General features: G+C 71.8%; 12 protein-coding genes and 1 tRNA gene. 8 read left to right on the top strand and 5 right to left on the bottom strand.

Annotation, left to right across the window (positions count from 1 at the left end; translation table 11 throughout):
* Positions 1-2 precede the first annotated feature (2 nt).
* Positions 3-983: an alpha-ketoacid dehydrogenase subunit beta gene (locus tag ACFYO2_RS29410; protein WP_388355088.1), complete on the top strand. Its 981-nt coding sequence runs from the start codon at positions 3-5 to the stop codon at positions 981-983.
* A gap of 10 nt (positions 984-993) precedes the next feature.
* Positions 994-2,463: a dihydrolipoamide acetyltransferase family protein gene (locus tag ACFYO2_RS29405; protein WP_388355086.1), complete on the top strand. Its 1,470-nt coding sequence runs from the start codon at positions 994-996 to the stop codon at positions 2,461-2,463.
* Positions 2,464-3,304: 841 nt separating this feature from the next.
* On the opposite strand, the gene ACFYO2_RS29400 is transcribed toward ACFYO2_RS29405, so the two are convergent.
* A tRNA-OTHER gene (locus tag ACFYO2_RS29400) sits at positions 3,305-3,389 on the bottom strand.
* Positions 3,390-4,183: 794 nt separating this feature from the next.
* On the opposite strand from ACFYO2_RS29400, the gene ACFYO2_RS29395 reads away from it, so the two are divergent.
* Entirely contained in the window at positions 4,184-4,729 is a 546-nt protein-coding gene (locus ACFYO2_RS29395) for a TetR family transcriptional regulator (RefSeq protein WP_388355084.1), read from the top strand.
* Between the two features lie 40 nt (positions 4,730-4,769).
* Here ACFYO2_RS29395 and ACFYO2_RS29390 read toward each other — a convergent pair whose 3' ends face one another.
* The 3 genes from ACFYO2_RS29390 to ACFYO2_RS29380 form a co-directional block, all read right to left on the bottom strand.
* A complete protein-coding gene (locus tag ACFYO2_RS29390; RefSeq protein WP_388355082.1) occupies positions 4,770-5,465 on the bottom strand; it encodes an HAD family hydrolase in 696 nt (231 codons plus the stop codon).
* Positions 5,458-6,630, bottom strand: coding sequence for an acyl-CoA dehydrogenase family protein (locus ACFYO2_RS29385; protein ID WP_388355080.1), 1,173 nt, complete (start codon positions 6,628-6,630; stop codon positions 5,458-5,460). Before ACFYO2_RS29385 ends, ACFYO2_RS29390 begins: the two co-directional genes overlap by 8 nt.
* 214 nt (positions 6,631-6,844) lie before the next feature.
* Positions 6,845-7,900 carry a ScbA/BarX family gamma-butyrolactone biosynthesis protein gene (locus tag ACFYO2_RS29380; protein ID WP_388355079.1) on the bottom strand — a complete coding sequence of 352 codons (1,056 nt, stop codon included), beginning with the start codon at positions 7,898-7,900 and terminating at the stop codon, positions 6,845-6,847.
* Between the two features lie 107 nt (positions 7,901-8,007).
* On the opposite strand from ACFYO2_RS29380, the gene ACFYO2_RS29375 reads away from it, so the two are divergent.
* A complete protein-coding gene (locus tag ACFYO2_RS29375) occupies positions 8,008-8,673 on the top strand; it encodes a ScbR family autoregulator-binding transcription factor (RefSeq protein ID WP_388355077.1) in 666 nt (221 codons plus the stop codon).
* A gap of 33 nt (positions 8,674-8,706) precedes the next feature.
* Here ACFYO2_RS29375 and ACFYO2_RS29370 read toward each other — a convergent pair whose 3' ends face one another.
* On the bottom strand, positions 8,707-12,063 hold the full coding sequence (locus tag ACFYO2_RS29370) for a BTAD domain-containing putative transcriptional regulator (RefSeq protein WP_388355075.1): 3,357 nt from the start codon (positions 12,061-12,063) through the stop codon (positions 8,707-8,709).
* A gap of 245 nt (positions 12,064-12,308) precedes the next feature.
* On the opposite strand from ACFYO2_RS29370, the gene ACFYO2_RS29365 reads away from it, so the two are divergent.
* The 4 genes from ACFYO2_RS29365 (at position 12,309) to ACFYO2_RS29350 (ending at position 15,572) form a co-directional block, all read left to right on the top strand.
* Positions 12,309-12,851, top strand: a complete 543-nt coding sequence (locus ACFYO2_RS29365) for an SDR family oxidoreductase (RefSeq protein WP_388355073.1) — start codon at positions 12,309-12,311, stop codon at positions 12,849-12,851.
* A 69-nt stretch (positions 12,852-12,920) separates the two neighbouring features.
* A complete protein-coding gene (locus tag ACFYO2_RS29360) occupies positions 12,921-14,165 on the top strand; it encodes an MFS transporter (protein ID WP_388355071.1) in 1,245 nt (414 codons plus the stop codon).
* A gap of 105 nt (positions 14,166-14,270) precedes the next feature.
* Entirely contained in the window at positions 14,271-14,717 is a 447-nt protein-coding gene (locus tag ACFYO2_RS29355) for a MerR family transcriptional regulator (RefSeq protein ID WP_388355069.1), read from the top strand.
* A 48-nt stretch (positions 14,718-14,765) separates the two neighbouring features.
* A complete protein-coding gene (locus ACFYO2_RS29350) occupies positions 14,766-15,572 on the top strand; it encodes an alpha/beta fold hydrolase (RefSeq protein WP_388355068.1) in 807 nt (268 codons plus the stop codon).
* The last annotated feature ends 169 nt before the right edge of the window (positions 15,573-15,741 follow it).

Genomic DNA, 15,741 nt, shown 5'->3' with positions numbered 1-15,741 from the left:
CGATGGCGGCAGAGAAGATGGCGCTGGCCAAGGCGATCAACGAGTCGCTGCGCACGGCCCTCGACATCGACCCCAAGGTCCTCATCATGGGTGAGGACGTCGGCAAGCTCGGCGGTGTCTTCCGGGTCACCGACGGGCTGCAGAAGGACTTCGGCGAGGACCGGGTCATCGACACCCCGCTCGCCGAGTCGGGCATCGTCGGCACGGCGATCGGCCTCGCGCTGCGCGGCTACCGTCCGGTGGTGGAGATCCAGTTCGACGGCTTCGTCTTCCCGGCCTACGACCAGATCGTCACGCAGCTGGCGAAGATGCACGCGCGGGCGCTCGGCAAGATCAAGATGCCGGTCGTGATCCGGATTCCGTACGGCGGTGGGATCGGCGCGGTCGAGCACCACTCGGAGTCCCCCGAGGCGCTGTTCGCGCATGTGGCGGGCCTGAAGGTGGTCTCCCCCTCGAACCCGGCGGACGCGTACTGGATGATGCAGCAGGCCATCCAGTCGGACGACCCGGTGATCTTCTTCGAGCCCAAGCGGCGGTACTGGGACAAGGGCGAGGTCAACAAGGACGCGATTCCGGGTCCGCTGCACAAGGCGGTCGTGGCGCGCGAGGGCAGTGACCTGACGCTGGTGGCGTACGGCCCGATGGTGAAGGTGTGTCTGGAGGCCGCCGCGGCCGCCCAGGAGGAGGGCAAGTCGATCGAGGTCCTGGACCTGCGCTCGATGTCGCCCATCGACTTCGACTCCGTCCAGGCCTCGGTGGAGAAGACCCGCCGCCTGGTCGTGGTGCACGAGGCCCCTGTGTTCCTGGGTACGGGCGCGGAGATCGCCGCCCGGATCACGGAGCGGTGCTTCTACCACCTGGAGGCACCCGTCCTGCGGGTCGGCGGCTATCACGCGCCGTACCCGCCGGCACGCCTGGAGGAGGAGTACCTGCCGGGTCTGGACCGGGTGCTCGACGCCGTCGACCGCTCGCTGGCGTACTGAGGAGAGGGTCGTGACGACGATGACTGAGAACGCGTCGGGGCTCCGCGAGTTCAAGATGCCCGACGTGGGCGAGGGACTCACCGAGGCGGAGATCCTCAAGTGGTACGTACAGCCCGGTGACACCGTCACCGACGGCCAGGTGGTCTGCGAGGTCGAGACCGCCAAGGCCGCCGTGGAACTGCCCATCCCGTTCAACGGTGTGGTGAGCGAACTCCGTTTCCCCGAGGGGACGACGGTGGACGTGGGCCAGGTGATCATCGCGGTGGACGTGGCAGGAGGGGCCGGAGCTCCGGCCACGGAAGCACCCGCCGCCGAGCAAGCGCCCGCTGTCGGGGCGCCCGCCGCCGAGGCTCCCGCTGTCGACGAGGCCAAGCCCGAGGGCCGCAAGCCGGTCCTCGTCGGCTACGGCGTCGCCGAGTCGTCCACCAAGCGCCGCCCCCGCAAGGGCGCCGAAGTCCCCGCCCAGCAGTCCCCCGAGGCGCAGGCCCCGCAGGCGGGTACGTACTACGCGGCGAGCGCGATCCAGGGCGAGCTGAACGGACACGCCGCGCCGCCCGCCGCCCGCCCGCTGGCCAAGCCCCCGGTCCGCAAGCTCGCCAAGGACCTCGGCGTCGACCTGGCGACGATCACACCGTCCGGCCCGGACGGCATCATCACGCGCGAGGACGTGCACGCGGCGGTGGCCCCGGCACCCACCCCGGAGCCGGTCGTTCAGCAGGCCCCGGCCGCCCCGGTCCAGGCTCCCGCCCCCGTCGTCACGTACGACGCGGTACGGGAGACCCGTATCCCGGTCAAGGGTGTCCGCAAGGCCACGGCCGCGGCGATGATCGGCTCGGCGTTCACCGCGCCGCATGTCACCGAGTTCGTGACGGTCGACGTGACGCACACGATGAAGCTGGTCGAGGAGCTGAAGCAGGCCCCCGACAAGTACGGGATGCAGGGCTTGCGGGTGAGCCCGCTCCTCCTGATCGTCAAGGCCCTGTTGGTCGCGATCAAGCGGAACCCCGAGGTCAACGCGTCGTGGGACGAGGCCAACCAGGAGATCGTCCGCAAGCACTATGTGAACCTGGGCATCGCGGCCGCCACGCCCCGCGGTCTGATCGTGCCGAACATCAAGGACGCGCACGTCAAGACGCTCCCCCAACTCGCCGAGGCGCTCGGCGAACTGGTGGCCACGGCCCGCGAGGGCAAGACCTCGCCGGCCGCGATGCAGGGCGGCACGGTGACCATCACGAACGTCGGCGTCTTCGGCGTCGACACGGGCACGCCGATCCTCAACCCCGGCGAGTCCGCGATCCTCGCGGTCGGCGCGATCAAGCTCCAACCCTGGGTCCACAAGGGCAAGGTCAAGCCCCGCCAGGTCACCACGCTGGCGCTTTCCTTCGACCACCGCCTGGTGGACGGGGAGCTGGGCTCCAAGGTCCTCGCCGACGTGGCGGCGATCCTGGAGCAGCCGAAGCGCCTGATCACCTGGGCGTGAGGCCCACGGGTACGACGAAGCAGATACGAGTGAGTGGGCCGACCGCAGACGAGCGGTGGGACGTTGCTCCGCCGCACGGCGCGCTTCGGCGTGACTTCATGACAGGCATCGCAGGAAACCTTGGCACTCCGCTTCCTCGCACGGAAAGACACCCGCCCACCCCAGCCTCGTGGCCGCAAGGTCCGAAATGGCGCTCGATCCGACGTCAGCGACCTTCTGGCTTCTCACACCCGGCTCGGTGGACTCCCAGTACGCCAGGCACAGCGCCTTGTCCTCCTCAGACACTTCATCCTCGAAGTACGCACCCAGCAGCGGCTGCTGCGTGCTGGGATACAGATACCGGCATACGGCCGGCCGCTCCTGCTGGCGCATATTCTGCCGGGTCGCGTCCCGCCAAGTGGTGCAGAAGTCCGGACCTCCCCGCTCCGGTCGCCGACCGAGCGGTACAGCGCGACAGCATCGGCCGGGAGCCTCGCCGGGCATGTGTAGGACCCCGACAGAAACTCCTGATCTCTAGATCTTCACGGATCCGGCGTCCAGGATGCCCACGGCCGGGAAGAAGCCTCCGCGCTCATTGCTGCCCACACCCAGGATCCGGTGCGCAACCCCTCTTTTCGCCCCGCCTTGACCACCGATCCCCAGCCACCGACACGCCGACTGCCACAAGACCTCGACAGGGGAATCGCCACCTGCCACAAAAAGCCAGGTCACAGGCCTGGATAACCGGATCCTGATGCGCACCCCTTGCGCCCCCCTCCCCGACAGTCACCCCACAACCTGACGGACCGTCAGTGGCGCAACGCAAAAGACCAGGTCAGAGCGCATCTGACCTGGCCTCAGGTGGAGCCGCCTTCGGGATTCGAACCCGAGACCTACGCATTACGAGACCGTGAGCGTTCGTGCTGCGTGGTGCCCGGTCGTGCTGCTGAGTGACGTTCTGCCTGATCAGAGCATGTGCGGCTGCTTGACCTGTGCTACCTCTCATTGCGTCGTCCAAAGGCGTCCGGCCACCGAGTGGCCACCGGAGGGGTCACCACTGACGACAGGTTGCGAGGTTGTCCGGGTTGTGGATCTCCCACAGCACGCGGCTGTCGGCATCCAGAAGATTGGTCGACCACCCGCACCTGAACCCGCTGCCCGCTCACCCTGGCACGGTGGCGGCCCGGCAGGCCACCTGCCCGCTGATGCATCGATTTCCGGATCAGTGCCAACAGGTTTCCTTGCCGGTTGAGGCGTGGCTCACCGTCGTCCTCGCCGACGGCAGGCGGCGCACAAAACTGGTAGGGCCAATCGGGCAGCCGGCGGTCTCAGCCCTTGCTTGCGGACCCGCACCATGGTCCGCTCGTCGGCGTACTCGGCGTCGGGGCGCGCGTGCGGAGTGGTGTCGATCGCGAACCGAGTTCACGACGAAATCCGCCGCCCGCCTCCAGGCAGGGGAGACCGTTCCCAGCGGTTCCTGCGGGCAGTCGCCCGCTGTTCAGAGAGGTATCCCTGAGCGCCGGAGCCGCCACTCGCGATCTCATCGCCCCAGCCCAGCGTTCGAGGCACTCACCGATCCGGCCAAAGAGCCACGGCCATGAGAGCCGCATCCCCTCCCAGGCTTGTAAGCGCCACACCAACAGGAAAAGATTCGCCAGCAACTGTTTTGCGAGTGACCGAGCGCCGATGGAGGGACATCGTGGCCAAACAGGAGAGGGCTTCGCGGACGCATGAGCGGTTCTTGGACGCGTCAGCCGACGAGTTCTCACGACATGGCTACGCAGGCGCCAATCTCCAGCGCATCGCGACCCATGTCGGCATGACCAAGGGCGCGTTGTACGCCCACTTCCCGTCCAAGGACGCCCTTGCCGACGTGTTCACCTCGGCGTTCGACCGAGTGGGGCAGGAACTGCTTCAGGAGATCGGTGAGGGTGACCCGCCGCTCGCGAACCTGCGTCGTGTCACGGTCGGTTTCGTACGCCGAATGCAGTCGGACCTCCGGTTCCGTGCCGGCATCCGGCTCGCCTTCGACGAGGGCTGTACCCAGGGACGCGTACCCAACGTCATCAGTGATCTGTCGGCCGCCCTCACCCGGCTGATCGGCGAGGCCCAGGAGCAGCGGGAGCTGACCACCCGACAGCGCCCGGAGCTGATCAGCTCGCTGGTCGTGGCGCTGATGTTCGGGATGTACTACACGGCGCCGGCGACCGGGCTCGGTGGCGGCGCCGAACAGGTCTGCCAGATCTGGCAGTTGCTGTCTCCGAGCGACGAGGAGCGCAGCGCATGACCGTGGGACGACGGCAGCCGGCGGCCGGCGCCCGCCCGGCTCAGACCGGTCCGCCGCCCGGCAGGACAAGGGCGTCGGGAATCTCCGCCAGCAGGTCCGGGCTGCCGCCGACGACGACGGGGTGTCCGACCTCGGTGAGCATCGGCAGGTCCGAGGCGTGGTCTCCGTATCCGTAGCAGTCGGACAGGCTGATGTGCGGGTAGTCCTCGGTCAGGCCCCGCACGGCTCTTCGCTTCCCCTCCCCGATGCACGGCTCGCCGACCACCGCTCCGGTCAGGACGCCGTCCCGCACCTCGGGTCGGGTGCAGAGCACATGGCGGGCGCCGACATCGGCCGCGACGGGATCCACCACCGCGGGAAGGGAACCCGACACCAGCACGACATGGTCCCCGGCGTTGCGGTGCTCGCGCAGCGCCGCGCGCACGGCGGGCACATAGAAGCCCGGCGTGCCGCTCCTCCCGGCGAACCATCGGGCACCCCAGTCCGTCACCGCGTCCAGCCGTTCACCCCGCCATGCCTCGTAGTAGGCCCGGTTTCCCACCTCTCGCGGGGAGCCCGCGGCCACGAGGGCGGCGATACGACGCCGGGTCCCCGCCGCGTGCCGGGCTCCGTCGGCGCCGTACCGCCCGGCGAAGTAGAACTCCAGGAAGTCGAACAGGCTCTTGCCGCCGAGCAGGGTCTCATCGACGTCGCTGAACACCAGCCGTCGGGGGGTCCGCCCAGGTGTGTCAGGCATCGCCGCCCCTGTCGGCGTCGAGGGAGCGGGCGTAGGCCTCGGCGGCCGGTTCCAGGCGCAGTGCGCCGTGGGAGGCGACGGTCAGGATGTCGGACCAGTGCCGGTGCAACTCGCCTTCCGCGTCGCGCAGATGCGCCCCGCCGGTGCGGAAGAGCCGGTCGACCGCCGTGGCCAGCCAGTCCACCGCGAGGGCGGCGTCCCGCCGGTTGGCCGCTGTCACCGCCTCGGTGATCGCCCCGGCGTCCGCCCTGTCCGCCGCCGTACGCAGCAACAGTTCGGCGGCCTCGATCTCCGCGGCCGAGCGGGCGAAGCGCTCCCGCACCGACCCGCGGTCCAGGGGCCGTACGCCATCAGGCGTGGCCGTCCGGGCCCAGCGGGTCCAGACGACGAGGGCACGGCGGGCCGCGCCGACCGCGGGGGCGCAGAACATGAGCCCGCCCGCGAGATGGGCGGGCGCGGCGTGGCACCGGGGCACGTCTTCCCCACCGTCGCCGGCGAGCAGCGCGGCGAGGGGGACTGTGCGGCCGTCGGGCACCACGGTCGCGCCCAGGACGATGGTGTTGCTGCCGGTGGCGCGCAGCCCCGTGGCGTTCCAGGTGTCGCGCACGGTCACGAGGCGTGCGGGGACGGCGAAGACCCGGACCGGCCAGCCCTGTTCGCCGGTCTCCGGCGCGGCGAGCAGCACCCAGTGGGCGTGGTCGACGCCGCTGGCCAGATCCCACTCGCCCTGGAGGAGCCACCCCCCGGGGACCCTGGAGGCGCTTCCCGTCGGGGGCATGAGGGCGGCGGCGATCCGGACGTCGGGGCCCTCGCCCCAGATCTCCTTCTGCCCTTCCTCCGGCAGCAGCGCCGCGAACCGCCCGTGCGCCGCCCACAGGACAGCACACCACGCGGCCGAGGCGCACCCCTCCCCCACCGTGGCAGCCGCACGGAACACCTCGGCGAACGTCCCCTCGGCGCCGCCCCAGCGCCGCGGGACGAAATGCCGGGCGAAGCCCGCGTTCTCCAGAGCGGTGACCGCCCCGTCCGTCAGCCGCCGTTCCCGCTGCGCCTCGCGGCTGCCACGGTGTGCCGCATCCGCCGCCCGGCGAACCGCGTCGAGGTCGAGCCCCGCGGACGGTCCGCTCGGCGTGGCTCGAACTCGTCGTATGTCGGCGTCCGTCACGGTGTCCTTCCTTCATTCCGGCCCGGTATGGGCTGTTGAGGGCGCCACCCGTGCGCGAAGACGCGTCGAGCCCTTCGATTTTCCGCCATGCTCCAGTACGATTCCGTCTCGACGGTATGTAAGCGGTGCGTCCGACCATGCCCAGTCAGCAGAGGAGGCGGGCATGGGGTGTTGTGGTGTGCCCGTGCTCGAGGACGGCGTCGGCCCTCACGAACTAGGCACAGGGCACGGGCAGACCGACGGGCCGGTCAACCTCCGCGGCGAGCCGCACCGGAGCCCACACCGATGCGCAGCTCGCGACCACAGTGTCACCCTGGAGCGCGTCGAGACGCAGCCGTCGCTCGGCCCGCGCTTCCACGACCGTCGGATCTCCGGCCGCCACCTTCTCGCGTACGACGAGTCGGGTGGGCAGGTCGAGTTCCGCGAAGGCCAGACAGTCGACGGCCGCCGACACCAGGCTGAACGCGGGGCCGCCGGGCCGCGGCGTCGCCGAATGCGTCATCAGGTGGCCCAGCTGGCGGAAGCCCTCGAGCAGCACCATCAGCGGCAGGTGATCGGTGGGATGGTCGAACAGGATGGCGTGATCGAGGTTCGGCCGCAGCAGCCACTCGTCGGCCGACGAACCGCGCGCCAGCACACTGTCCTTGTCCCGCAGTCGGCCGACCAGGCCCGGCTCCACACGTCCGCACGACTCCTCGGCCGCGAGGGACACGCACTCCGCCCGGCCGATCCGCCCGCGGACGATCCGATAGCTGCGCTCGTCGAGCGCCACCACCCGCAGGCTGCCGCGGCCGCAGCGGCGGCCACCGACGGAGAGCGCGACCTCCAGCCGGGCGCCGTAACGGCGGGGCGGGCGGCGGTCGGTCCACTGCCAGCGCGCCTCCAGCTCCACCGGCAGCGGCCGGCCGCCCACGCACAGCGCGTCCGGGTCGGTGATCTCGAAGTCCATGTCGTATCCCACGAAACGGTGGCCGAGCGGGACTTCGTAGTGCCAGTGCGCGAGGTAGACGAGCGCCTGCCTGATCGTCTCGGCGAACAGCAGGGGGTCGCTTCTGCGCTGGGCGTCGGGGTGGTAGAGCGCGTGGTCACGCGGCCACTGGCCGGCGACCAGGAAGTGGTCCTCGCCGAGCACCACCGCGTCAGTGACGAAGACCTCCGCCACGGCGGCCCGGTGCACGAGCCGGCGAGCCACGGTCCGCTCGAAGTCGAGTGCCGGAACCGCGCGGGCGGGGTGGTCGGGATTCTCTCGCCGAAGACGGCGCTGATACATCGTCTCTCCCCCTAGAACTCGGGCAGGCCGACGTAGCCTGTCCCCAGATCGCCAAATATACCTTCGAGCAGGTTTCTTCAAAAGAGTGTAAAGGGATCACCATGGGAATGGCCGGTGAAGCCTTCGGGGCTCAACTCCCGCCACAGAGCAGGCAGCTGAAGCAGGAGCGCGCGGTACGGACGAGGAATGGCATACTCACGGCCGCCGCCCAGGCGTTCGCTGCCAAGGGGTATCCGGCGGTCACCATCCTGGACGTGGCCGAGGCGGCCGGGACGACCAAGGGGGCCGTCTACTTCCACTACGAGAACAAGGACGCCCTCGCGCTCGCGGTGACCGACCAGTTCTACGGCCGGATCGGCGAGATCGCCGAGGCCGTGGAGGAGTTGGCGCTCCCGCCCCTCGGCTCCGTCGCCGAACTCCTGCTCCGGACGGCCACGGCGTTCCGCGACGAGACGGTCATCCAGGCCGGAGCGCGGCTGCAGCTCGAGCGGCAGCTGATCGGCGTCCGGCTCCCGCTGCCGTACGAGGCGTACACCCTGTTGATCACCTCATGGTTGGCCAGGGATCGCGAAGCGAGCACGGAGGACGACCAGCCGGCGCCCGAGACGCTCGCCACCGTCCTGGTCTCGGCCTTCTTCGGCGCCCAGCACATCTCGTGGGTGCTCGACGACCGGGCCGACCTGGTGGAGCGCACCACGGACCTGGTGCGGACGATCATTCCCTCGGCGGAGAAGGACATGGGGCGATGTCCGTCCGCGCCACCACAAAAGTGAGGATCACGAAGACACGCACCCGCAGGCCGGTCCTCAACCGGCCTGGTCACCGTCCCAGTCGAGCGTCGTACGCGCCCGGCACACCGCTTCCTCCACGGTGAGCCGCGCCCCGCGCTCGAACGCCTCCGTGAAGGCCGCCCCACCCAGCACCGCCTGTGCGGCCGCCGTGACGCGGTCGACGTCACCGCGCTCGGCGGGCGGCAGCGGGGCGCCCACCTCTCGGCGGGCCGCGTCCGCCGCTCCGAGCAGCAGCGCCGCGCACCCGGCGGCAGACGCGCAGGCCCGCAGGGCCGCCGCTCCCGCGAGGCCCTCCAGGGACAGGGCGAGCGCGCGCGGCTCGCCGAGGGAGCGGGCGACGTCCAGTCCGCGCAGGTGATGGCGCACGCACTGGTCGGCGTCACCGCGTAGTTCGGCGATGAAGCCGAGCTCGGCCAGCAGCAGATGGTCGCCCGCCTCCGAGGAGACGTCGGCGAAGCCGTCGCGGATGTGCAGCAGGTGGGCCTCGGCGGCGTCGAGGTCGCCGGAGCGGCGCGCGCCGAGAGCGAGGCCCATCTCGGAGTGGATCTCGCCGTACTTGTAGCCCTGCTCGGCGGCGATACGACGTGCCTGCTCGTGCAGACTGCGCGCCTGCTCCCACTGACGGGCCAGCAGTTCGAGCCGGCCGAGCCCGGACAGCCGCGCCGACACCTCGGCCTCCAGGCCCAGTTCCCGCGCCAGCCGCAGCCCTTCCCGCTGAAGGCGGGCCGCCTCGTCGTACTCGCCCTTGATCTCGGCGAGCGCGGCGAGCGGCGACACCGTCTGCAACTCGCCCCATCGGTCGCCCACCTCACCGAAGAGCTCGGCGCTGCGCCGCCCGTCCCGGCCGAGCGCGTCGAGGTCGCCGTGGACCAGGGCGAGGGTGGCGCGCAGGCCGAGCGCGGCGGCGGTGCCCCACTGCTCGCCCGCACCGTCGAAGAGGTCCAGCGCCCGCGCGTTCAGCTCGGCGCCGGCGGTCACCTCGCCCGCGCTGAACAGGCCGTACGCACACAGCCAGAGGGCCCGGGCCCGGCGTACCGGGTCGGGGACGGCGTCGGCCGTCGCGGCGGTCGCCGCCTCGGCGTGGTCGCCGGTCAGGAGCGCGAACGCGGCGTGCAGCAGGGCGAGTTCGGGGACCTCGGAAGCAACGGCCAGGACGGCCGACAGTCTGCGGCGCGCTTCGGTGAGCCGGCCGCGCAGCAGCCACCACCAGGACAGGGCGGTGGCCAGTCGTACGGCCTCGTCGGCCTGCCCGGCGGCGGCGCGGCGCACCGCCTCGTCGAGCGCGGCCCGCAGATTGCCCGTCTCCGCGTCCAGGCGGGCGAGCCAGGAGCGCTGCCCCGCACAGCGCAGCCGGGACTCGGCGCGTTCGGCGAGCGCGAGGTAGTGGCGCAGATGGCGATCGCGTACGGCGGTGAGGTCCTGCATCTCGTCCAACCGCTCCGTGGCGTACGCGGCGACGGACTCCAGAAGCCGGTAGCGGGGCCCGACCGGGCCCTCGACGACGACCACGAAGGACCGGTCGACGAGCCGCGTGACGAGGTCGAGCACCTCCTCGCGGGCCACGCCGTCGCCCGCGCACACCGCTTCGGCGGCGGCCAGGTCGCAGCCGTCGCTGTGCACGGCGAGACGGCGCAGCACGATGCGTTCCGGCGCGCTGAGCAGCTCCCAGCTCCAGTCGATCATCGCCCGCAGGGTCTGCTGCCGGGCGGGCGCACCCCGCTTCCCGGCGGTCAGGATCCGGAACCGGTCACCAAGCCGGTCCGCCAGCTCCCGCACCCCCAAGGCGCGTACCCGGGTCGCGGCCAGCTCCAGGGCGAGCGGGATGCCGTCCAGTCGGCGGCAGATCTCGGCGACGGCGGCCCGGTCGGCCGGGTCGGCGGCGTCCGGGTCGCCGGGGAAGCCGGGGGCGGAGGCGGCGGCCCGCTCGGTGAACAGCCGTACGGCGTCGTCGTTGTGGAGCGGTTCCACGAGGAACACGGCCTCGCCCGTGAGGCCGAGCGGTTCCTGGCTGGTCACCAGGGCCCGCAGTCCGGGGGCGGTGCGCAGCAGCAGCTCGGTGAGTTCAGCGGCGGCGTCGACGACGTGCTCGCAGTTGTCCAGGACGAGCAGGGTCCGGCGGTCCCGCAGGACGGCGGCGAGGCGGTGAGCCGGGGACGGGGACGGCGCTCCGGTGCCCGGCAGCGCGGACGGGGCGTCGTCGCGGATGCCGAGTGCGGAGGCGACGACCTGGGCGAGGTCGGCGGCGGTACTGGCCCGGACCCCGGAGAACTCCACGAGCCAGACGCCGTCGGGGAGTTCCTCCGCCGTCGCCGAGGCGGCCGCAGCCACGGCGAGGCGCGTCTTGCCGACACCGCCGGGCCCGGTGAGGGTCACCAGGCGGGCGGAGTCGAGGAGTTGGGAGAGTCGGGTCAGGGCGTCGGTGCGGCCGATGAGGGGAGTGAGGGGGGCGGGGAGGTTCGAGTGGGGGGTTCTGGTGGGGGGACTCGGGATCACCGGGGCGACGGTCGGGGTTGTCGCGAGCGTGGCCGGAGTGGCGCCGGACGCGGGCGCTGACGTGCCGGGGGCCATCGGGGTCGTGCGGGGTGCCGTCGCCGCCGGATCGGCCGCCGTGGGCGGCGTGGTGGTGAACGTCTGCCCCAGCTCCGGGTCCTGGCGCAGCACCGCCTGGTGGAGGGCGCCGAGGGCGGGGCTGGGGTCCACGCCGAGTTCTTCGGCGAGGTGGGCGCGCAGGGCCTCGTACGAGGCGAGGGCCTCGTTCTGGCGGCCGGCCAGGTAGAGCGCCCGTATCTGGAGGGCGCGCAGGCGTTCCCGCAGGGGGTGCCGGGCCACCAGGTCGGCCAGTTCGCCGGCGAGCAGGACGTGGTCCCCCGCCTCCAGGCGGGCCTCCGCCTGCTCCTCCAGCACGGACAGCCACTGCTCGGTGAGGCGCCGCGAGGCCCCCCGTACGAACTCCTCGTCCGCGAAGTCGGCGTAGGCCGGTCCCCGCCACAGGTCGAGGGCCTTGGTGAGCAGCGCGTTCCTGGCGCGGGGGTCGCGGACGGGGCGGGCCTCGGCGACGAGCGCGTGGAAGCGGTCGGCGTCCACCTCGTCGGCCGTGGGGTCGAGCCGCAGGCGGTAGCCCGGTGCCTGCCGTACGACGCGGTCCCGGCCGAGCACCCGGCGCAACTGGGAGACCTTGGCCTGGAGCGCGCCGCTCGGCTTGCCGGGCGGCGCATCGCCCCACAGGTCGTGGACGAGGCGGTCGGCGGAGACCGGCTTCCCGTCGTGCGCGAGCAGATCCGCGAGCAGGGCCCGGACCTTGAGTTCGGGGACCGTGACCGTCTCCCCCTCGTCGTCCCACACCACAAGTGGCCCGAGCACCCCAAACCGCATGCGTGCAACCGTACAGGTCCCGGGACGGCGGGCCATGTCCGATCGCCACCGGAACGGCAGACCGAGTCCAGCCCCCACCCCGGAACCGCCCACACGAACCGCCCCCCAACGGGGCGGCCCGGGCGGCCACCGTCAGTGGACCGTCAGCGGCCCCGAAGTCCCTCCGAAGCGCCGCCGCGCACAGTCGTTGCCGTCGGGTGCCGCGGCGCGTCCGGCAGCGGCGCCATGAGGAGGGAGCGGTAGGCATGGCCAGGTACGCGGGCAGAAGGGCCGTGGTCGTCGGGCAGGCCACCGGGATCGGGCTGGCCATCGCCAAGCGGCTCGTGGAGGGCGGCGCGGAGGTGCTGCTGACCGCGCGTACCGCGCAGGAGCGGCACCACGCGGGCGTCGAGTTGGGCTCCGCGGCGCGCGTGGTCGCGCCGGACGCCGTCGAGGCCGCTCTCGGGCCCGTCGGCGGCATCGACCTCGTGTTCGCCGACGCCGTACCGACGGCGCGTCCACTGCTGCCGTACCTCGTGGACCACGGCGCGGTCGTGCTCACCGCTCCTGCCCCGACCCCGGCCTCCGTGCGTGCGCTCGCCGCCGAGCTCATCGCCCGCGGCATCCGCGTGAACGCCGTGGCACCAAGCTGTATCGAGGCGCCGGCCGGCGGCGCGGCACCCCTGCCTCCGCTGGGCCGGCTCGGCTCCGCCGAGGAGGTGGCGCGTGCCGCACTCTTCCTCGCCACCGACGCCACGTTCACGACGGGCGCCCGACTCCCGGTCGACGGCGGCCTCGGCCACCCGTAGCCGGCCGTCCGAACGACCCACGGCGCCCTACGCGATCCACCCCGTCCCCGAACATCCGGAGATCACCACATGAGCACCTCACCAGACACCACCACCGCCCCCGGAAAGGACAGCCGAGCCGCGCCCGATGGCAAGGGCGGGAGCGAGGAGCGGCAGAAGCTTCCGCTGTTCGCCCTGCTGGCTCTCGCCACGGCGGTCTTCATCACGAGCCTCACCGAGACGCTCCCGGCGGGCCTGCTCCCCGCGATGAGCGACGACCTGCATGTGAGCGCGTCGGCGACCGGCCAGACGGTGACGATCTATGCGATCGGCACCGCGCTGACCGCGATCCCGCTGACCGCGGCCACCTCGGCGTGGCGGCGCAAGTTGCTGCTGCTGACCGCCATGGCGGGCTTCGCCGTGGCCAACACCGTCACGGCCGTGTCGTCGGTCTACGGCGTGACGATGGTGGCGCGGTTCGTCGCGGGTGTGGCCGCCGGTCTGGCCTGGGCCCTGCTCGCCGGGTACGCGCGGCGCATGGCGCCCGTCCCGTTGCAGGGCAAGGCGATCGCCGTCGCCATGGCGGGTATTCCGGTGGCGCTGTCGCTCGGCGTGCCGGCAGGCACCTTCCTCGGCGAGACGCTGGGCTGGCGCACGGCGTTCCTGGCGATGACGGGGCTCACCGTCGTGCTGCTGCTGTGGATCGTCGCCGCCGTACCGGACTACCCGGGGCAGGAGCGCGGTGAACGCCCGAAGATGCTGGGTGCGCTGCGGGTCCCGGGTGTGGCCCCGGTCCTGTTCGTCACGCTGGTCTTCGTCCTGGCGCACACCATCCTGTATGCGTACGTCGCCACCTTCCTCAAGGACCTGGGCATGGGCGGCAGCACCGACCTGGTGCTGCTGGTGTTCGGTGCCGCGTCGCTGGCCAGCATCTGGATCGTGGGCGCCCAGATCCACCGCCGGCTGCGTGCGCTGACCATCGCCAGCGCCCTACTGGTCGCCGTGTCCGCGGCACTGCTGGCGGTGCTCTCCGACAACACCGCCCTGGTGTACGTCGCCGCCCTGCTGTGGGGCCTCGGTTGGGGCGGTGTGCCCACGCTGCTGCAGACCGCCGCGGGCGACGCCGGCGGGGACTCCGCCGACGCGGCCCAGGCGATGCTCGTCACGCTGTGGAACGTCGCCATGGCGGGCGGCGGCATCCTCGGCGGCATCCTGCTCGACGCGATCGGCAGCGACTCCTTCCCCTGGACCATGCTGCTGCTCCTGCTGCCGGTGCTCGGGGTCGCCGTCCTCGCCCGCAGCCACGGCTTCCCCGCGAAGCGGCCCAGCGCGTAGCACGGCGCACGGCCCTCGAACGTCCCGCCGTCACGGGGGGTTCGGGGGCCGTCCGGGTGCCGTCCCCGCAAGATCCGGGTGCCGCCCTTCGAGAAAGGAACTCCCATGCGCATCGGTGAACTGTCGGAGCGCACCAACACCTCCCGCAGACTGCTGCGGTACTACGAGGAGCAGGGCCTGATCTTCTCCGAGCGCTCCCCGAACGGCTACCGCTCCTACGACGAGCGGTACGTGGACCGGGTGTTGCAGATCCGCGGTCTGCTGGACGCCGGTCTGCCCACCCGCATCATCCGGCGGATCCTGCCGTGTCTGCACCAGCCCCGTGTCATCCACTTCCCCAACCCGTCACCGGAGATCATCGCCACCCTGGAGCGTCAGCGCGACCGTATGACGGAACGCATCCGCTCCCTGATCCGCGACCGCGACGCCATGGCCGAGTACATCGACGCCGTACGCGTGCACGAGCACCGCCCGGAACCGGCGAACCAGGATCCGGCCCTCGCCGAACACCCCTGCCCGGCCCGCCGCACGGCACCCCCGACCGCGGCCTGACCTGTGGGCTTGACCCTCACACCAGTGTCACCGTTGGAGCGTGGACCCATGACAGAACAACTGCTCCACCATGTCGAGTTCGGCGCCGGCACCCCCGTACTGCTGCTGCACGGTTACACCATCGACCACCGGCTTCTGCTGCCCCTCGAACCCGTCTTCGCCGAGCGGGAGGGCTGGCGTCGGCTGTACGTCGACCTGCCGGGCTCGGGGCGCTCGCCGCGGCTGTCCGGCCCGGTCACCGCCGAGGCCATGGGCGAGGCGGTACTGCGGTTCGTCGACAAGGTCATCGGCGACGAGCCCTTCGCCGTCGTGGGGATCTCCTACGGCGGTCAGCTCGCCCGGCATGTCGTCGCCGAGCGCGGCGCGCAGATCCTCGGCACGGCCCTCCTCGCTCCGTTGGTCAAGCCGAGCAGCGAGCGGGTGCTGCCGGAGCGTGAGGTGCTCACGCGTGACGAGGCGCTGCTGGCGTCCCTCGACCCGGCGGACCGCGAGGTGTTCGCGTCGATCGCCGTGCACCAGGACGAGAGCGGCTGGAACGCGTTTCGCGACCATGTGCTGCCCGGGATCCGCGCCCATCACCGTGAGGACGCGGCCGCGCTGCTGAAGGCGTACATGCTGACCGAGACCCCGGAGGCACGGTTCGGCACGCACACCGGGCCGCATCTGCTGGTGACGGGGCGGCAGGACCATCTGGTGGGCTGGCGGGACCAGTGGGAACTGCTGGAGCACTATCCGCGCATGACGTACGCGGCGGTGGACGGCGCCGGCCACAACGTCCATCTCGACCGGCCCGCCGTCGTCCAGGGCCTGGTGGGCGACTGGCTGGACACCCTGGCGGCCGACGCGAGCCGCTGACACGCCCCTCGACTCCACCGGTCGACGGGCCTCTGGCCGGCCGCCGAAGGTACATCCCCCGGCCTTCGGCGGCCACCGTCCCGTTGTTCACGAACCGTTGACGCTGCGAACGAGCCCTCTTACCGCGCTTCAACCGCCCCTCTGCGCAGGCCGGTTGTCGCCTGTGTGC

This window comes from Streptomyces sp. NPDC006602, assembly GCF_042870385.1.
GTDB lineage: Bacteria > Actinomycetota > Actinomycetes > Streptomycetales > Streptomycetaceae > Streptomyces.
This window is presented reverse-complemented; position numbering and strand designations above follow the sequence as displayed.